The 17,803-nt window shown below is 63.5% G+C and carries 15 protein-coding genes, 1 other RNA gene and 1 pseudogene; 11 read left to right on the forward strand and 6 right to left on the reverse strand.

Annotation, left to right across the window (positions count from 1 at the left end; genetic code table 11):
• Window positions 1-3 precede the first annotated feature (3 nt).
• Window positions 4-2,211: a xanthine dehydrogenase family protein molybdopterin-binding subunit gene (locus KJQ96_RS12360; protein ID WP_213286884.1), complete on the forward strand. Its 2,208-nt coding sequence runs from the start codon at window positions 4-6 to the stop codon at window positions 2,209-2,211.
• Window positions 2,212-2,391: 180 nt separating this feature from the next.
• On the opposite strand, the gene KJQ96_RS12365 is transcribed toward KJQ96_RS12360, so the two are convergent.
• The 5 genes from KJQ96_RS12365 to KJQ96_RS12385 all read right to left on the reverse strand — a co-directional run bounded on the left by KJQ96_RS12365 (window position 2,392) and on the right by KJQ96_RS12385 (window position 4,991).
• On the reverse strand, window positions 2,392-3,213 hold the full coding sequence (locus tag KJQ96_RS12365) for a TIGR00282 family metallophosphoesterase (protein WP_213286885.1): 822 nt from the start codon (window positions 3,211-3,213) through the stop codon (window positions 2,392-2,394).
• A 3-nt stretch (window positions 3,214-3,216) separates the two neighbouring features.
• Window positions 3,217-3,792 (reverse strand): 5-formyltetrahydrofolate cyclo-ligase, encoded by a 576-nt coding sequence (locus KJQ96_RS12370; RefSeq protein WP_213286886.1) that lies wholly within the window; start codon window positions 3,790-3,792, stop codon window positions 3,217-3,219.
• Between the two features lie 198 nt (window positions 3,793-3,990).
• A non-coding RNA gene (gene ssrS / locus KJQ96_RS12375) (6S RNA) lies at window positions 3,991-4,151 on the reverse strand.
• A gap of 133 nt (window positions 4,152-4,284) precedes the next feature.
• Complete coding sequence (locus KJQ96_RS12380) at window positions 4,285-4,668, reverse strand: cell division protein ZapA (protein WP_028349229.1); 384 nt, start codon at window positions 4,666-4,668, stop codon at window positions 4,285-4,287.
• Window positions 4,665-4,991 (reverse strand): DUF4164 domain-containing protein, encoded by a 327-nt coding sequence (locus KJQ96_RS12385; protein WP_028349230.1) that lies wholly within the window; start codon window positions 4,989-4,991, stop codon window positions 4,665-4,667. Before KJQ96_RS12385 ends, KJQ96_RS12380 begins: the two co-directional genes overlap by 4 nt.
• 288 nt (window positions 4,992-5,279) lie before the next feature.
• Here KJQ96_RS12385 and tkt point away from each other — a divergent pair, with 288 nt between their 5' ends.
• From tkt to KJQ96_RS12425, 8 genes are all read left to right on the forward strand, one after another.
• On the forward strand, window positions 5,280-7,262 hold the full coding sequence (gene tkt / locus KJQ96_RS12390; protein WP_213286887.1) for a transketolase: 1,983 nt from the start codon (window positions 5,280-5,282) through the stop codon (window positions 7,260-7,262).
• A gap of 311 nt (window positions 7,263-7,573) precedes the next feature.
• Window positions 7,574-8,581, forward strand: coding sequence for a type I glyceraldehyde-3-phosphate dehydrogenase (gap, locus tag KJQ96_RS12395; protein WP_213286888.1), 1,008 nt, complete (start codon window positions 7,574-7,576; stop codon window positions 8,579-8,581).
• A 129-nt stretch (window positions 8,582-8,710) separates the two neighbouring features.
• The gene (locus tag KJQ96_RS12400; RefSeq protein ID WP_213286889.1) at window positions 8,711-9,907 is read left to right on the forward strand and encodes a phosphoglycerate kinase; all 1,197 of its coding nucleotides are present in this window, start codon (window positions 8,711-8,713) and stop codon (window positions 9,905-9,907) included.
• Window positions 9,908-9,957: 50 nt separating this feature from the next.
• Window positions 9,958-11,025, forward strand: coding sequence for a class II fructose-bisphosphate aldolase (gene fba, locus KJQ96_RS12405; RefSeq protein ID WP_213286890.1), 1,068 nt, complete (start codon window positions 9,958-9,960; stop codon window positions 11,023-11,025).
• A gap of 126 nt (window positions 11,026-11,151) precedes the next feature.
• Window positions 11,152-12,177, forward strand: a complete 1,026-nt coding sequence (locus KJQ96_RS12410) for a class I fructose-bisphosphate aldolase (RefSeq protein WP_213286891.1) — start codon at window positions 11,152-11,154, stop codon at window positions 12,175-12,177.
• A 2-nt stretch (window positions 12,178-12,179) separates the two neighbouring features.
• Entirely contained in the window at window positions 12,180-12,890 is a 711-nt protein-coding gene (locus tag KJQ96_RS12415; protein WP_213286892.1) for a thiamine phosphate synthase, read from the forward strand.
• A gap of 9 nt (window positions 12,891-12,899) precedes the next feature.
• Window positions 12,900-14,015 carry a tetratricopeptide repeat protein gene (locus KJQ96_RS12420; RefSeq protein ID WP_213286893.1) on the forward strand — a complete coding sequence of 372 codons (1,116 nt, stop codon included), beginning with the start codon at window positions 12,900-12,902 and terminating at the stop codon, window positions 14,013-14,015.
• A 219-nt stretch (window positions 14,016-14,234) separates the two neighbouring features.
• A complete protein-coding gene (locus tag KJQ96_RS12425) occupies window positions 14,235-15,029 on the forward strand; it encodes an inositol monophosphatase family protein (RefSeq protein ID WP_213286894.1) in 795 nt (264 codons plus the stop codon).
• Window positions 15,030-15,230: 201 nt separating this feature from the next.
• On the opposite strand, the pseudogene KJQ96_RS12430 reads toward KJQ96_RS12425, so the two are convergent.
• Window positions 15,231-15,428 (reverse strand): annotated as a pseudogene (locus tag KJQ96_RS12430) (transposase); the annotation flags it as partial.
• A 233-nt stretch (window positions 15,429-15,661) separates the two neighbouring features.
• Between KJQ96_RS12430 and KJQ96_RS12435 the strand changes: the two are divergent.
• Together KJQ96_RS12435 and KJQ96_RS12440 are read left to right on the forward strand one after the other, a co-directional pair.
• The gene (locus KJQ96_RS12435; RefSeq protein WP_213286895.1) at window positions 15,662-16,201 is read left to right on the forward strand and encodes a lipocalin-like domain-containing protein; all 540 of its coding nucleotides are present in this window, start codon (window positions 15,662-15,664) and stop codon (window positions 16,199-16,201) included.
• Window positions 16,202-16,386: 185 nt separating this feature from the next.
• A complete protein-coding gene (locus KJQ96_RS12440) occupies window positions 16,387-17,175 on the forward strand; it encodes a Crp/Fnr family transcriptional regulator (protein ID WP_213286896.1) in 789 nt (262 codons plus the stop codon).
• Window positions 17,176-17,803: the final 628 nt, after the last annotated feature.

Consider the following 17,803-nt stretch of genomic DNA (forward strand, 5'->3'; position numbering starts at 1 on the left):
GCCATGGCATCCTATATCGGATCAGCGACATCCCGCGTCGACGGCAGAGCCAAGGTCACCGGCGAAGCCAAGTATGCCGGCGAGTTCAACGTCCCCGGCCTTGTTCACGGCTATGTCGTCGAGTCGACAATCCCTAAGGGCCGGATCGCGCGCATCGACACCAGCGCTGCCCTGGAAGTTGCCGGCGTGATCGATGTGCTCACCCATCGCAATCGGCCGCAGATGCCCGACAAGGATGATGCCTACAAGGACGAAGTCGCACCGGAAAAAGGTTCGCCCTATCGCCCGCTCTACGACGACAGGATCCTCTTCACCGGACAGCCGGTCGCGCTGGTGCTGGCAGAAGATTGGGAAGCCGCGCGCGTCGCCGCCTCAATGGTAAAAGTCGAGTACCAGAAGGAGCCGCACGTCACTGACTTGCACGCAGAGCGTAGCAGGGCGTTTGCCATCGACGCGCCGGAGAAGCCGCGCGGCGATGCCGAAAAGGCATTCGCGTCCGCCGCCGTGCGTCACGCGGCCGAATATTTCATTCCGACCGAGCATCACAACCCGATGGAATTGTTTGCCTCGACCGCGATTTGGGAAGACGGTCGGCTCACCGTCTACGACAAGACGCAAGGCGTGCAGAACGTGCAAAAATATCTTTGCAGCGTGTTCAAGATGAAGCCAGACGAGGTGCGCGTGATGTCGCCCTATATGGGCGGCGGCTTCGGGGCGGGCCTGCGCCCGCAATACCAGGTCGTGCTGGCGGTGCTGGGAGCGCGCGCGCTCAAACGCCCCGTTCGCGTCATGCTGACGAGGGCGCAGATGTACGCGCTCGGCTATCGGCCGGCGAGCATCGAACGGCTTGCGCTCGGCGCGAGCAGCGGCGGCACGCTCGAATCCATGCAACATGAAACCATCGCCGTGACCTCGCAGTTCGAGGAATTCGCGCGCAACGATACCGGCTGGGGCAATCTGCTTTACAAAAGTCCCAACGCGAAATTTGAGCACAAGCTCGTGAAGCTCGATCTGCCGACGTCCTGCGATATGCGGGCGCCAGGCGCTGCGACCGGCGTCTATGCGCTGGAATGCGCAATGGATGAACTCGCCATCGCGCTCGACGCCGATCCGGTGCAGTTGCGACTGCAATGCTATTCCGAGCGTCATCAAGGCGAGGATATTCCTTACACCAGCAAGCAACTGCGCGAATGCTACCAGCAAGGCGCCGCGGAGTTCGGCTGGGACAAGCGCAACCCGCAGCCGCGCTCGATGCGCGAGGGCAGCGAACTGGTCGGCTGGGGCATGGCGTCAGGCGTATGGGAGGCGCTGCAGATGCCCACCACGGTGCGCATCGTGCTGACAGCGAACGGCCATGCGGAAGTGGCGACCGCAGCCTCCGATATCGGCACCGGCACCTACACGATCATGGCGCAGGTCGCGGCCGACATGCTCGGCCTGCCGATCGACAATATCAGCGTCAAGCTCGGCGATTCCACGCTGCCGCAATGTCCACTCGAAGGCGGTTCGTGGATCGCGTCCTCGGTGTGCAACGCGATCGCCAATACCGCCCGCGGGGTTCGCGGCGACTTGCTGAAGCTTGCAATCGGCATGAAGGATTCGCCGCTGGCGGGCGCCGGCGTGGACGACGTCGCGCTGATCGACGGCAAGATCGTCAGCAGGCGGGATGCGACCCGCGCGGTCTCGATTGCCAGCGCGATGCAGTCCGGCAACGCCGACCGCATCACGCGCGAGGAGGTCAACAAGGTTGCCGATGACAAGTCTCACGCGCGCAATGTCCACTCGGCCATCTTTGCGGAGGTCAAGGTGGACGAACAGCTTGGCGTGATCCGCGTGACCCGCGTGGTCAATGCCGTCGCCGCCGGCCGCATTCTCAACCCGAAGACCGCCCACAGCCAGGTCATGGGTGGCGTGGTCTGGGGAATCGGCATGGCGCTGCACGAGGAAACGCTGTTCGACCATCGCTTCGGACGCGTCATGAACGCCAATATCGCCGAATACCATATGCCCGTGAATGCCGACGTGCACGACATCAAGGTGATTTTCGTCGACGAGCCGGATGAGATCGTCAACCCGCTCGGTATCAAGGGCCTCGGCGAGATCGGCATTGTCGGCGTGGCGGCGGCGATCGCCAACGCGGTCTATCATGCGACGGGAAAACGCGTGCGCGACCTGCCGATCACGCTCGACAAGGTGATCCAGTTCAATTGAAGCTAGGTCCGTGTCCCTGACGCGGTGCAGCGCGTAGCGCGGTTCCGCAGAGCCGGGACCCATGTTTCCGCATATCATCTCTGGGCCCCGGCTCAGCAGCGCATCACCGCGTGCGGCGCTGCGTCCGGGGAACGGAGAGTGGTAATCTCGGCATCGACACTCTCCGGCGTGTGAATTCTCTCACGCCCAAAACGCCGGCACGGCCGGCTCGAGCCGGCCACCGGCGCGCACCGGCGCAACACGCAGCGCGAGGCCGGTTAAATCATCGGTCTCGACCGCAACACCGCTGAGTGTCGCCACCCCTGCGGCCGGTTCGAAACGGGTTGATGGAATACCCGTCGTAAAGCGCCGCAGCGGCTCTTCCTTCTGCATGCCGATGATGGAATCATAATCGCCGGTCATGCCGGCGTCTGTCATGTAGGCGGTGCCGCCGGCGAGGATCTGATGATCGGCAGTCGGCACATGGGTATGCGTGCCGACGACGAGGCTGGCGCGGCCATCGCAGAAATAGCCGATGCCTTGTTTCTCGCTGGTCGCCTCGGCATGGAAATCGACCACGATCGCATCCGCGGCTTCGCCCAGCGGACAGGCCTCGAGCTCCTGATTGAGCACCGTGAAGGGATCGTCGAACGGCGTCATGAAGACGCGGCCGATCGCGTTGATAACGAGCGCGCGCTTGCCGTTCTTGGTATCGACCAGCGCCGCTCCCCGGCCCGGCGTGCCCTTCGGATAGTTCGCGGGCCGGACCAGTTTCGGCGCGCGCTCGATGAACACCAGCGCCTCGCGCTGATCCCAGGCGTGGTTGCCGAGCGTGATGGCATCCGCCCCGGCGTCGAGCAATTCCTGATAGATCACCTCGGTGATGCCGAACCCGCCGGCAGAATTCTCGCCATTGACGACGACGAGGTCGAGCGCCCAGTCCCTGATCATGCCGGGCAGATATGCCGCGACCGCGGCGCGCCCAGCGCGACCGACCACATCACCAACGAAGAGAATACGCAAAGTTCAGCTCCGGAAATCGAACACTTTCTTTTCCGTTAGCACATAATCCAGCGCCACGTCGTGCGGCAGCGCGGGAACGGCCTTTATTTCCTGCACGGAGAAGGCGGTGCCGACAGCCGTAATGGCCTTCGCCTTGCGCAAGTGGGCAAGCGTGAAGTCGTAGTGTCCGGCGCCATAGCCGATGCGGTGGCCGGCGCGATCGAACGCAGCCAGCGGCACCATCATGATATCGGGAACGAGTTCGGCCGCCGCCGGCGACGGTTCGAGAATGCCGAGCGGCCCCATCATCAGCCTATCGTCGGGCGACCACGCGCGAAACGCGAGCGATTTGCCGCGCGACAGCACCGCCGGCAGCGCGAGCTTTGCGCCCTGCTCGGCGAGCTTGCGCATCAAGGGCGCGGGATCGATCTCGCTGCGGATCGGCGAGTATCCTGACACGACGAGCCCTGGCTCGACCTCGAACGGCAGGCCGCGCTTCGCCATCGCCTCTGCCGCAGCCGCACGCTGCTCGTCGCTCAACGCATCGCGTTTCGCCAGAGCTGCGGCGCGGAGATCGGCTTTCGACAAGGTTGCCGTCATGCAGTATCTTTCCGCTGTCATCACCCGCGACCTGTCCGCCGAGGCTCAACGAGCGAAGGCGGAAAGGCGGGTGATCCAGTATTCCAGAGACTTCAGTGATTCAACCGAGACGCCGCGGCGTACTGGATACCCCGCATGCGCGGGGTATGACGGGACGTGCGCGGGTAGGACGAGGTCGCAAGCAACAAAAAATTAAAGTGCGAGGCCGCGAACGCCGTTGAAGCACTCGATCCCGGAGTTCCCTACGAAAGTAGGTGGGCACCATATGTCCGGATCCACGGACCCGGCCAGGGACAGTTCCCTAAAGGATCGATAAGGCCCCGGGGATATATGGCTCCTGACGCACGACGCAGCCTCGCCAGTACAATGTAAGCGTTACGGAGCCAATCCGCCAGCGGTAAGGAAATCACTTGTGATCGCCTTTAGATTGCGTTTCACTTCACCCTTCCCTGGAGCGCCCTCCAGGGGGCGAAGGAGTGCCGCGCGCGAGATTCACCCGATCGCGACGCCGCTGCCGATGGTGCGGTTGATGACCTGCGTGGTTTTTTCGATGCGGTCGGCGGCGGCGTTGAGCGCGTTGGCGACGGCGACCTGGGTGGCCTTGGCGCGATCGGCGGCGGCGGTGCGGACGTTGCGCAGTGTTTCGAGTTCGCCCTCCAGCGCGCGGATGCGCGCGTTGGCATCCAGCAGCTCGTCGCACACGGTGAGCGCGGCCATCACGGTGAGGCGCGCATCGCCGATTTCGCCGAACTTGCCGCGCAACTCTCCGACCCGCGATTCCAGGCTCTCGGCGAGCTTTAACAGCCGCACCTCCTGCCCTTCCTCGCAGGCCATGCGGTACTGCCGGCCGTTGATGGTGACGTTGATGTGACTCATTCACTCTCCCCGGCGTCGGCATCGAGCACCGCACGGATGGTGCCGATTGCGGCATCCAGCTTTTCCGATATCTCGCGGTTGGTCCGCTCCAGCCGCCGCGTCTTCACCAGCGAGCCGTCGAGTTCGTCGGCGAGCCGCGAGCGATCGGCGCCGAGCGCCTGAATCCGGCTCGCCAACTCGTTCTCGTCGCGGTCGGCGTCGCGCCGCCGCTCGGCCGCAGCCTCGAGCGCATCGAGCGCCATCATCAGGCGCCGCGTGGCGGCGTCGATGTCGACTTGGACCGGCTCGGCATTGCCAGCCCCGTTGGTGTGACGATCGCTCATAAGAGACAGCGCGCACCCTGGCGGTAGGCCCGCCGCACGGCAGCAAAATCCGCGGTTCGGCAAGCGGTTAGAGCACGAAATTTACGTGGCAAGCGAGCCGAGCGCAACGCCCGCGCGAAGCTATGCACCGCTAAGCAACTTTTCGCATGGCAAGGACGTTTCCACGCCTTGGACTCCCGGGGATTGAGGTGCTATCCAGCCCGCACTTTCCCTCAAACACGCCCGTATTGCGGCCTTCGCCCGGTACATACCCCTAACCAAGCACCTCATTTCAGGCGGATTTTCATCATGACGCAGGTCGATCATACCCGTATGGCCAATGCGATTCGCGGGCTTGCCATGGATGCCGTCGAAAAGGCGAAATCCGGCCATCCCGGCCTGCCGATGGGCACCGCCGACATCGCGACTGTGCTGTTCACGCAGTTCCTCAAATTCGACGCGGCGGCACCGACCTGGCCGGACCGCGACCGCTTCGTGCTGTCGGCCGGACACGGCTCGATGCTGCTCTATGCGCTGCTGTACCTCACCGGCAACAAGGACATGACGCTCGATCAGATCCGGAATTTCCGTCAGCTCGGCTCCAAGACGCCGGGACATCCGGAGAATTTCGAGACCAGCGGCGTCGAGACCACCACCGGCCCGCTCGGTCAGGGCATCGCTACCTCGATCGGCATGGCGCTGGCGGAAAAGATGCTGGCCGCCGAGTTCGGCAAAAAGGTGGTCAGCCACCACACCTACGTGCTCGCTTCCGACGGCGACCTGATGGAAGGCGTGTCGCAGGAAGCGATCGCGATGGCCGGGCACTGGAAGCTGAACAAGCTGATCGTACTGTATGACAACAACGGCATCTCGATCGACGGCCCGACCTCGCTCGCCGATTCGGTCGACCAGGTGAAGCGCTTCAAGTCCGCGGGCTGGGCGGCCGAACTGATCGACGGCCAAGACCCGAAGGCGATTGCCGCCGCGATCGCTCGCGCGCAAAAATCCAACAAGCCGTCGCTGATCTCCTGCAAGACCACGATCGGTTATGGCGCGCCGACGCGGGCCGGCACGGCGAAGGCCCATGGCGAGGCGCTCGGCGCCGACGAGCTCAAGGGCGCCAAGGAAAAACTCGGCATTTCGCTCGACGCCTTCTCGGTGCCTGACGATGTGCTGAAGGCATGGCGTGCGGCCGGTAGCCGCGGCGCTGCCGCGCGCGAGGAATGGGAAAGCGTTTTCGCCGAGCTCGGCCCGCGCAAGCGCGCCGAGTTCGAGCGGCGGATGCGGCACGAGCGGCCGGCCGCGCTGTCGAAGGCGCTGCGGGCGCACAAGAAGACGCTATTGGAATCGCCGCTGAATGTCGCAACGCGGAAATCATCCGAAGCCGCGATCGAGGCGATCGCCGCCGCGATGCCGATGGAATTTTTGGCGGGCTCTGCCGACCTCACCGGCTCCAACAACAACAAGGCGAAGTCGGCAGTGGCGTTCTCGGCCAAGGCGCCGAAGGGCCGCTTCATCCATTACGGGATCCGCGAGCACGGCATGGCCGCGGCGATGAACGGCATCTTCCTGCATGGCGGCTTCGCGCCGAACGGCGCGACCTTCCTGGTGTTCACGGACTACGCACGGCCTGCGATGCGGATCGCCGCGCTGATGGGCGCGGGCGTCGTCTACGTGATGACCCATGATTCGATCGGGCTCGGCGAGGACGGGCCGACGCATCAGCCGGTCGAGCATCTCGCGGCGCTTCGCGCCATTCCCAACATGCGCGTGTTCCGCCCGTGCGACGCCGTCGAGGTCGCGGAATGCTGGGAACTGGCGCTCAACCGTGTCGACGGCCCGACGGTACTGGCGCTCACCCGCCAGAACCTGCCACAGCTTCGCACCAACGCACCGAACGATAATCCTTGCGCGCATGGCGCCTATGAGCTGGTCGCGGCGCAGGGCAACGCAAAAGTGTCACTGTTCGCCTCGGGCTCCGAGGTCGAGATCGCGGTGGCAGCCCAAAAGCAACTGAGTGAGCGTGGCATCCCGTCGCGGGTGGTCTCCGTGCCCTCGCTCGAGCTCCTGCTGGCGCAGCCGGCAGACCGAAAGGCAGCCATTATCGGCGATGCGCCGATCAAGATCGCCATCGAGGCCGCGGTACGCTGGGGCTGGGACGCCGTGATCGGCCAGGATGGTGAATTCATCGGCATGCACGGTTTCGGTGCAAGCGCCCCCGCCAAGGACCTTTTCAAGCACTTCGGAATTACCGCCGAGGCTGCGGTTAACGCTGTCCTGAAGCGCGTCTAGTGCCCGTTTCCGAAGTTCGCACGCTTTTTGCGGCCCGTGCGATGCGAACTTCGGAAATAGATGGGCACTAGACGATTGAATACGTTTGGGAGCGCCGCTTGTCGATTTGAAGTTCCTGACGGTGCTCGAAGCAACCATAGCAGGAACTTCAAATCGGCGGCGCTCCGCTGACGGTTGAGCTGTGGGGGAAAAAGGACTACCTAGACCCCCATATTGACCGTTCCCGCCCGGCCGAACCGGGCGTTCCGCCGTCAGCACCTCCGTGGAACGTCTCCGCGGGGCGGGCACCGGCTATCAGAGGAGAAACCAGCATGGCAGTCCGCATCGGGATCAACGGATTTGGCCGCATCGGCCGCAATATCTTGCGCGCCATCGCAGAATCCGGCCGCAAGGATATCGAAGTGGTCGGCATCAACGATCTCGGCCCGGTCGAGACGAACGCCCACCTGCTGCGCTTCGATTCCGTGCATGGCCGCTTCCCCGGCACCGTGACCGTCGACGGCGACTCGATCAGCCTCGGCAACGGCAAGATCAAGGTTTCCGCCGAGCGCGACCCGTCGAAGCTGCCGTGGAAGGCGCTGGGCGTCGACATTGCGCTGGAATGCACCGGCATCTTCACGGCCAAGGACAAGGCTTCCGCGCATCTGGCCGCCGGCGCCAAGCGCGTGCTGGTCTCGGCGCCCGCCGACAACGCCGACGCCACCATCGTCTACGGCGTCAACCACGACACCCTGACCAAGGATCACCTGGTCGTCTCCAACGGCTCCTGCACCACCAACTGCCTGGCGCCGCTCGCCAAGGTCTTGAATGACACCGTCGGCATCGAGACCGGCTTCATGACCACGATCCACGCTTACACCGGCGACCAGCCGACGCTCGACACCCTGCACAAGGATCTCTATCGCGGCCGTGCGGCGGCGATGTCGATGATCCCGACCTCGACCGGTGCGGCGAAGGCAATCGGCCTCGTGCTCCCCGAACTGAAGGGCAAGCTCGACGGCGTCGCGATCCGCGTGCCGACCCCGAACGTCTCGGTGGTCGATCTCAAGATCGTCGCCAAGCGCGCAACCGATGCCAAGGAAATCAACGCGGCCATGAAGCGCGCCTCCGAGCAACAGCTCAAGGGCATCCTTGGCTACACCACGGCGCCGAATGTCTCGATCGACTTCAACCACGATCCCCACTCGTCGACGTTCCACGAGGACCAGACCAAGGTGCAGAACGGAACGCTGGTGCGCGTGATGTCCTGGTACGACAATGAATGGGGTTTCTCCAACCGCATGGCGGACACCGCCGTGGCGATGGGGAAGCTGCTGTAAGTCTCGTGTCCCGGACGCGTCGCGGCACGAAGTGACGCGACGCAGAGCCGGGACCCACTCCAGCGTAGAGGTCCCGGTTCTGCACAGCGGCGCTTGGCGCCGCAGTGCGCCCAGGACAAGAGAGCGCCAATGTCCAAAAACTTCCGCACCCTCGATGACGTCGATGTGAAGGGCAAGCGCGTGCTGCTGCGCGTCGACCTCAACGTGCCCATGGAGAACGGCCGCGTCACCGACGCGACCAGGCTCGAGCGCGTCGCGCCGACCATCACCGAAATTTCCGACAAGGCCGGCAAGGTCATCCTGCTCGCCCATTTCGGCCGCCCGAAGGGGCGCGACGCCAAGGATTCGCTGAAGCCCGTCGCGGCAGCGCTCAGCCACGTCATCAAGAAGCCGGTTGCATTTGCCGACGACTGCATCGGCGAGGCTGCCGCCAAGGCCGTGGCTGCGATGAAAGATGGCGATATCCTCTGCCTAGAAAACACCCGTTTCCATAAAGAGGAAGAGAAAAACGATCCGGCGTTCGTAGCCGAGCTGGCAAAGCTCGGGGACATCTGGGTCAACGACGCCTTTTCGGCGGCGCACCGCGCGCACGCTACGACCGAAGGTCTTGGCCGCAAGCTGCCCGCCTATGCCGGCCGCACCATGCAGGCCGAACTCGACGCGCTTGGCAAGGCGCTGGAAGCGCCGACCAAGCCGGTTATCGCGATTATCGGCGGCGCAAAAGTCTCCACCAAAATCGATCTGCTCGAAAACCTGGTGAAGAAGGTCGATGCGCTGGTGATCGGCGGCGGCATGGCCAACACCTTCCTGCACGCGCAGGGCGTCGGCGTCGGCAAGTCGCTGGCGGAAAAAGACCTCGCCGCAACCGCGCTGCGCATCCTGGAAAAAGCCACCGCTGCGAACTGCGCCATCATCCTCCCCGTCGATGCCGTGGTCGCCTATCACTTCGCCGCCAACTCGCCCTCGCACGCCTATGGCCTCGACGCCATTCCTGCCGACGGCATGATCCTCGATGTCGGGCCGCAATCGATCGCGCGGATTCACGCCGCGATCGACGACGCCGCGACGCTGGTCTGGAACGGCCCGCTCGGCGCATTCGAGATGACGCCGTTCGACCGCGGCACGGTGGTTGCGGCCAAGCACGCAGTGGAGCGCACCAAGGCGAAGAAGCTGATCTCGGTTGCCGGCGGCGGCGACACGGTCGCGGCGCTGAATCAGGCCGGCGTGGCCGATGATTTTTCCTACGTATCGACGGCAGGCGGCGCGTTTCTCGAATGGATGGAAGGCAAACCGCTTCCCGGCGTCGAAGTTCTCAAACTGCGTTAGACCGGGACCCAATGAAGCGCCCAAGGCGCGGCAAATACAGGAGAATTTGAATGGCTCGCATTACCTTGCGTCAACTGCTCGATCATGCGGCAGAGCACGATTACGGGGTGCCGGCGTTCAACATCAACAACATGGAGCAGGCCCTCGCCATCATGGAGGCAGCCTCCTCGGTCGACGCGCCCGTCATTATCCAGGCCTCGCGCGGCGCGCGCGCCTACGCCAACGACGTGATGCTCAAGCACATGATGGACGCCGTCACCGAAATCTATCCGCAGATCCCGGTCTGCGTGCATCTCGACCACGGTAACGAGCCCGCGACCTGCATGACCGCGATCCAGGCCGGCTTCACCTCGGTCATGATGGACGGCTCGCTCAAGGCCGACGGCAAGACCCCGGGCGATTGGGACTACAATGTCGGCGTGACCAAGACAGTCACCGACATGGCCCATCTCGGCGGCATCTCGGTGGAAGGCGAGCTCGGCGTGCTCGGTTCGCTGGAGACCGGCATGGGCGACAAGGAAGACGGCCACGGCGCCGAGGGCAAGCTGTCGCACGACCAGTTGCTCACCAACCCCGACGAGGCCGTGAAGTTCGTCAAGGAGACCAAGGTCGACGCGCTGGCGATCGCGATGGGCACCTCGCACGGCGCCTACAAGTTCACCCGCAAGCCGGACGGCGACATCCTCGCCATGAACGTGATCGAGGAAATCCATCGCAAGCTGCCGAACACGCATCTGGTGATGCACGGCTCGTCCTCGGTGCCGCAGGACCTGCAGGAAATCATCAATGCCAATGGCGGCAAGATGAAGCCAACCTGGGGTGTGCCGGTTTCGGAGATTCAGCGCGGCATCAAGAACGGCGTGCGCAAGATCAACATCGATACCGACAACCGCATGGCGATGACCGGGCAGATCCGCAAAGTCTTCAAGGACAATCCGGAAGAGTTCGACCCGCGCAAATACCTCAAGCCCGCGATGGAAGCGATGGCCAAGCTGTGCAAGCAGCGGCTGCAGGAATTCAATACCGCAGGGCAAGCCAGCAAGATCAAGAAGGTGCTGACGACGGCCGAAATGGCCAAGCGGTACGGCAAGGGTGAGCTGGACCCCAAGGTCGCCTGACAAGATCGCCTGAGCGGCCCCCCGCGCCTTGCAAACACCCAGGGTGCGACGAACGTTTTCTAGGCAATTGCCCGAGAACCGCCTATTTTGGTGCGCAAGGGCATGATGTTTTCGGAGAACGTTCCCATGAATCTTGCTGACCTCAACAAGGTTGCCCTCGCCATGGTCACCCCAGGCAAGGGCATTCTCGCTGCCGACGAATCCTCGGGCACGATCAAGAAGCGTTTTGACGCCATCAAGGTCGAATCCACGGAGGAGAATCGCCGCGACTACCGTGAAATGCTGTTCCGCTCCACCGAGGCGATGAGCAAGTACGTCTCGGGCGTCATCCTCTACGACGAAACTATCTGGCAGAACGCCAAGGACGGCACACCGCTGGTCAAGCTGATCGAGCAGTCCGGCGCCATCCCCGGCATCAAGGTCGATGAAGGAACGCAAGCGCTGCCGCAATGTCCGGGCGAACTGGTGACCGTCGGCCTCGACAAGCTCGCCGAGCGCCTGAAAAAATACTACGAGCGCGGCGCGCGCTTCGCCAAGTGGCGTGCAGTGATCGATATCGGCAGCGGCATTCCCACACAGACGGCGATCCACGTCAACGCGCATGCGCTGGCGCGCTACGCCGCGCTGTGCCAGGCGGCGCAGATCGTGCCGATCGTCGAACCGGAAGTGTTGATGGACGGCGATCACGATATCGAGCGCTGCTACGATGTGACCCAGCGTGTGCTGAACAAGACATTCCAGGAATTGCGGGTCCAGCGTGTCGAGCTCGAGGGCATGGTGCTGAAGCCCAACATGGCCATCTCGGGCAAGAAGTGTCCGAAGCAGGCTTCCGTCGAGGAAGTCGCGGAGAAAACCGTCCGTCTCCTGAAGGCGTGCGTTCCCGCGGCCGTGCCCGGCATCGCCTTCCTCTCCGGCGGACAATCCGATGAGGAAGCGACCGCGCATCTGAATGCCATGAACCGGATCGGCGGCCTGCCCTGGCGGCTGACCTTCTCCTATGGCCGGGCGCTGCAGGCGGCGCCGCAGAAGGCGTGGTCGGGTAAGGCCGAGAACGTCGCCGCGGGCCAGCGCGCGTTCACACACCGTGCGCGGATGAACGCGCTGGCGAGCAAAGGCGAGTGGGACACCGGCCAGGAAAAGAAGGTCGCCTAGACTTGTCCAACAAACCCGTTCCGCCGCGCCCGGCGCCGCGCCTCTATCTCGCGACGCCCGAGGTGGACGATCCATCGCAGCTCGCAAACCAGCTTCCGGAGCTGTTGGCCGCGGCCGACGTCGCGGCGGTGCTGCTGCGGCTGAAGCAGACCGACCAGCGCACGATGATCGCGCGCGTGAAAGCACTTGCGCCCGCGATCCAGAATAGCGGCGCGGCGCTGTTGCTCGACGGCCATGTCGAACTGGTGGCGCGTGCCGGCGCCGACGGTGCGCATCTGACCGGCCTCGCCGCGCTGGAAGATGCCTGGCCGTCGCTGAAGCCGGACCGCATCGCCGGCATCGGCGGCCTTGCCACGCGGCACGATTCGATGGCCGCGGGCGAAGCGGGCGCCGACTACGTGCTGTTCGGCGAGCCCGATGCCAAGGGCCAGCGACCATCGACTGAAGCGATTGCCGAGCGGCTGCAATGGTGGGATGAACTGTTCGAGCCGCCCTGCGTCGGCTTTGCCGCCTCGCGCGAGGAGCTTCTCGAATTTGCGGCTGCCGGCGCCGATTTCGTGCTGGTGGGCGATTTCATCTGGGCCGACCCGCGCGGCGCCAAGGCGGCACTGATCGACGCCGCGCAGGCAATCGCGCAAGCGTACGAAGCCGCGTTCGGAAAAACCAAAGCTGGTACCGATAAGTCCGGCACGGATAAGGCCGGGCACGGATAACGCCGGACAATGAAACTCCTGCGTCCCATATCGCTGCTTGCGGGCCTCGTGATGACGATGGCCGGCGCCTCCGCGCAGATCTCGCTGACGCCGCCTGCCGCGCAGCCGCCTGCCGCGCAACCGCCCGCCAGCCCGCCGCCGGCGAAAAAGGAAGCGCCGCCCAAGCCAAAAGCGCCGCCCGCTGCGAAGCAGCCCCCCGCCGCGCCGCCGAAGCCGGCGGCAGCGCCCAAACCGGCGGCAACGCCCACGCCGGCCCCCTCGCCGACGACGGCCTTCGAGGATCCCAACGTCGATCTCGTCTACGGCGCCTATCAGCGCGGCATGTACAAGACGGCGTTCGATCTCGCGACGACGCGCGCGCAATATAACGGCGACCCAAAGGCGATGACGATGCTGGGCGAGCTCTACGCCAACGGGCTCGGCATCAAGCGCGACTATGGGAAGGCTGCCGATTGGTACCAGCGTGCGGCCGATGCCGGCGACCGCGAGGCCATGTTCGCGCTCGCCATGATGCGGCTGTCCGGCCGCGGCGGGCCGACCAATCGGGAACAGGCCGTCAAGCTCCTGGCCTCCGCGGCCAAGCTCGGCAACCCGAAGGCGGCCTACAACCTCGCGCTGCTCTACCTCGACGGCAACACGCTGCCGCAGGATGTCCGGCGCGCTGCCGAACTGCTGCGCGTCGCAGCCGACGCAGGCAGTCCGGAAGCACAATACGCGTTAGCTACCTTCTACAAGGAAGGCACCGGCGTGCCGAAGGACATCGACAAGGCGGTGCGGCTGCTTCAGGCGGCATCGCTGGCCGACAATGTCGACGCCGAGGTCGAATATGCGATTGCGCTCTACAACGGCACCGGCACGCCGAAGAACCAGGCCGCGGCGGTCGCGCTGCTGCGCAAGGCGGCGCGGCAGAACTCGCCGATCGCGCAGAACCGGCTCGCCCGCGTGCTGGTCACCGGACAGGGCGCGCCGATGGACAAGATCGAGGGTTTCAAGTGGCACATTGTCGCCAAGACCGCCGGCAAGGGCGACCCCGAGCTGGACGAAAGGTTCTCCGAGATCAGTCCCGAAGATCGCGCCAAGGCCCAGGAAGCTGCGAAAAAATGGATCGGCACCGCCAGTAAATGACGCCTTGACGGCGGCGGCTCCAGAGGGCACCCATGCCTTTCCCGTCATCCCGAGGGTGCTCGCTATGCGAGCCTCGAAGGATGAACGATCCCGCCGGTGGCCGTCCCTTTAAGACGCGTCCCGCGCTCCCAGCAACATCGGCGTAGCCGTTGTGCGGGGATGACGGAACAAGACCCAGTCCGCCACTCACAATCATCGCGCCAACGAAACCTGTTCATCATGCTCTACTCTGCTCTTATCAACGTCATGGTGAAAGCCGCGCGCCGCGCCGGCCGCAGCCTCAAGCGCGACCTCGGCGAAATTGAGCATCTGCAGGTGTCGCTGAAGGGGCCGGCGAACTTCGTTACCAAGGCCGACAAGCGCGCCGAGGAAATGCTGTACGAGGATCTCGCCAAGGCACGTCCCGGCTACGGCTTCATCGGCGAGGAAGGCGGCACGCGCGAGGGCGCCGACAAGACCCACACCTGGATCGTCGATCCGCTCGACGGCACCACCAACTTCCTGCACGGCATTCCGCAATTCGCGATCTCGATCGGCTTGCGGCGCGAAGACACCGTCATCGCCGGCGTGATCTACAATCCCGCCAATGACGAGCTGTACATCGCGGAGCGCGGCAAGGGCGCGTTCCTCAACGACCAGCGGCTGCGCGTCGCCGGCCGCCGCCAGCTCAACGAATGCGTGGTCGCTTGCGGCCTGCCGCATATCGGCCGCGGCGACCATGCGCTGGCAAACCGCGAGATGGCCGCGCTGCAGAACAAGGTCGCCGGCTTCCGCCGCTTCGGCGCCGCCTCGCTCGACCTCGCCTTCGTCGCCGCCGGCCGTCTCGACGGTTACTGGGAGCGCAACCTGGCGCCGTGGGATATCGCAGCGGGGCAGATCATGGTGCGGGAGGCAGGCGGCACGATCTCTGATATTGGCGGCAATGACGATGCGCTGAAGACCGGGCACGTGGTCTGCGGCAACGAGTTCGTGCACGGGGAGCTGGTGAAGATATTGGGGCCGCTGGGAAAATAGGGCGACGGCTCCAAGCCACGCGCCGTCGCCTCATCCGCGATCGGGTGATACAGCCTTCCGGAAGCGGTGGAAGCACACCGAGGAGCCTCGGCGCTCCCAGCCAAAATATTGAAAACAACCCCATGCATAGTAGCCGGCACTCGTCGAGTGCCGAAGTCGACATTTGACACGTCGGGCAAATCAGCGAGACAAGACCATCATCCACCGAAGGTAGCGATTGTAACAAGTCGTGCGGGGACCATAGGTCGCCGGCAGGTCGCGCCATGGCGCACCTGAACGCAGGACTCAAACGATGCCATCGAGCACGCGGTGGTCATCTACTCGCCGAACGCCGCGCGGCTTGTTCGGCAACATCGGCTTAATGGCGGTCCACTCATGTTCGCTGAATTCGTAGCGCATGATTCGAGGCTCCGGTTTCGAAGCTTGAATGACATCCAAGGTAGCGCCATCAATCCGCACCGGCCCCTAGCGAAGCCGCTAATGCTCTGAATCTACTTCCGCTTTCGGAGGCATAGCCGACATGGCCGGACTTGCCGCCGGGTCGCCCGTGTAGCGATTTGACCCGGTAAGGACATGCCGGCCCTCTCTTACCCGTATCGCCGGTGCGTGGTAACATCCGGGGTGCTCCACCGATGTATCAGTCCGTCGCTTGGGACAAACGAATGACTTTGCGAGCAATTTTCGCCGAATGCGCTATTGCAGCTTCTGGATCGTTCATGATGACAGTCGACGCGCTTGGTCAGAAGCAAACGCTGAGAGATCAACTGGTTGGTACATGGACGCTGCTCTCGTGGGAGCAAAAGAAAGGCGACGGCACCAAGATCGAGCGTTATGGGGCCGCTCCGAAGGGCATCGCGTTTTTTGATGCGGGTGGGCGATACATCATTACGGTGATGCGCTCAGATCGGGCCAAATACGCGAGCAATACCCTGTGGCAGGGCACACCTGAGGAGAACAAGGAAACTGCCGACGGCACGATAACCTACTTCGGAACGTATTCAGCAAACGAGGCAGATAGCAGCATCGCAATCCACGTCGAAGGCAGTTCCTTTCCAAACTGGAATGGTACCGAACAGAAGCGCTTTGTCGCGATTGCGGGAGACCTACTGACGCTGACCGTTCGTCCTCCGGCGGGAGATGTAGTCGACGTAATTTGGAAACGAGCGAAATGATTGAGCCGTCCACACATGGCCCTTAGCCGAAGATCATTGGCCGTCGGCTCGTGGGGGTAGACCGGACGTAGCTCAGTGCGACCTTCAACGCCGGCTTTTGACCCATCTCGGAAGTCGGGCGGCCAAGTTTGCTGCGCTACGATAAAGTCACTTCCGGTAAGCTGGCCTCACCGGCTCCAAAGGATATGTCCATCATGCTGGACCGCATTCTCGATGCAGCAACCGACAACCTCAGGTTCGCGAAGATTCTGGTCCAAATGGGTCTCGATCCGAACAACGTGACCTCGGACGCCATCTTCAACCGCCTGCTGGAAATCTTTCTGCACAACATCACGCTTGCCAATATGTTCGCCCTGGTCGGCGCGATCTTCTTTGTCGCTACATTGCTGACGCACACGATGGTGCCGCTGCGGGTCGCGAACATGATCGGTTGCGCATTCTTCGCCATCTTCGGTGCGCTCACCGGAGCCGTCACGATCTTTCTTCTTTATCTCCTGATGATTCCCATCAATGCCTACCGTCTCCGTCAAATGCTCGCGCTGGTGAAGAAGGCGCGCACCGCAACACAGGGCGACATGTCGATGGAGTGGCTCAAGCCGTTCATGACCGACCGCAAGCATCGCAAGGGCGATATCTTGATGAAGAAGGGTGACGCAGCCAACGAAATGCTGCTGACCGTTACCGGCAAATTCCGGGTCATCGAAATCAACGTCGAACTTCCGCCGGGGCGTTTGATGGGCGAGCTTGGTTTCCTCACGCTCGACAACCGCCGGACCGCGACGATCGAATGTATCGAGGATGGCCGCGTCCTGACTATCAGCTATGAAAAGCTGCTCGAGATCTACTTCCAAAACCCGCAGTTCGGCTATTACTTCCTTGTCTTGACCAGCCAGCGCCTGCTGGAAAATCTCGCGCGGGCCGAAGCCATCATCGCGCAGAACAAGATCGCGCCGCAGACGCCTTTCGCCAACTGACAGCGGTCCGAGGAGATTGATCCCGGCCGTCGCCTGCTCCGCCGCCGTCCTAATTCCCACTGGCTTCGCGCGCACGGCGCAGAACTCTTTTGGGATCTTTCCAAACGGATCGAGCGCCAGATTGGTGAGCAGATTGGCAACAGTCCTCCCGCTCATCCTTCGCTTGGCAGTGCTTGAAGTACCGATCATTGCACGCTGCCTGCGGCCATCGTCTCTAAAGCGAAGCCGAAAACAAGAGCGTCTTGCTGCAGTGCCTGAGTCCGCTTGTGGCACATGGCGTCGTTTCGCTGCTAGGCAGTAGCACGTCGGCTATCGGGGCATAGCGGACTCTGGCGTGGCGTCAGCCCGGCAAATTTGTGAGTGCATGGACTGGATGCATCGGCCCCGCCTGCGCCAAGAGTTCTGTGCGTCAAGTTCGGCAAAATCGATCATGGGGTCCGGCCGAGCCATCCCCTCGGAGCCGCCGTCGCTCGCCTCACCCAGAAGCGCAGCGGGCGAGCGGCGGCGGAGAGGGGTGGCGTGAGAGGCGGGGGAACAATCGCGATGCAGCTCGCGCGCATGGCGAGGTCTTTCGTGACCTGCTTGCACGTTTGTCCAGGTTTCGGGCCTCATCGATCCCACGTGGCTC

It is taken from the genome of Bradyrhizobium sp. sGM-13 (genome assembly GCF_018398875.1).
GTDB lineage: Bacteria > Pseudomonadota > Alphaproteobacteria > Rhizobiales > Xanthobacteraceae > Bradyrhizobium.

Coding starts and splice junctions, on each gene's coding strand:
- KJQ96_RS12360 (WP_213286884.1), top strand. CDS start 4: ATGGCATCCTATATCGGATCAGCGACATCCCGCGTCGACGGCAGAGCC.
- KJQ96_RS12370 (WP_213286886.1), bottom strand. CDS start 3,792: ATGACGGCAACCTTGTCGAAAGCCGATCTCCGCGCCGCAGCTCTGGCG.
- KJQ96_RS12380 (WP_028349229.1), bottom strand. CDS start 4,668: ATGAGTCACATCAACGTCACCATCAACGGCCGGCAGTACCGCATGGCC.
- KJQ96_RS12385 (WP_028349230.1), bottom strand. CDS start 4,991: ATGAGCGATCGTCACACCAACGGGGCTGGCAATGCCGAGCCGGTCCAA.
- tkt (WP_213286887.1), top strand. CDS start 5,280: ATGACGCAGGTCGATCATACCCGTATGGCCAATGCGATTCGCGGGCTT.
- gap (WP_213286888.1), top strand. CDS start 7,574: ATGGCAGTCCGCATCGGGATCAACGGATTTGGCCGCATCGGCCGCAAT.
- KJQ96_RS12400 (WP_213286889.1), top strand. CDS start 8,711: ATGTCCAAAAACTTCCGCACCCTCGATGACGTCGATGTGAAGGGCAAG.
- fba (WP_213286890.1), top strand. CDS start 9,958: ATGGCTCGCATTACCTTGCGTCAACTGCTCGATCATGCGGCAGAGCAC.
- KJQ96_RS12410 (WP_213286891.1), top strand. CDS start 11,152: ATGAATCTTGCTGACCTCAACAAGGTTGCCCTCGCCATGGTCACCCCA.
- KJQ96_RS12420 (WP_213286893.1), top strand. CDS start 12,900: ATGAAACTCCTGCGTCCCATATCGCTGCTTGCGGGCCTCGTGATGACG.
- KJQ96_RS12425 (WP_213286894.1), top strand. CDS start 14,235: ATGCTCTACTCTGCTCTTATCAACGTCATGGTGAAAGCCGCGCGCCGC.
- KJQ96_RS12435 (WP_213286895.1), top strand. CDS start 15,662: ATGTATCAGTCCGTCGCTTGGGACAAACGAATGACTTTGCGAGCAATT.
- KJQ96_RS12440 (WP_213286896.1), top strand. CDS start 16,387: ATGTCCATCATGCTGGACCGCATTCTCGATGCAGCAACCGACAACCTC.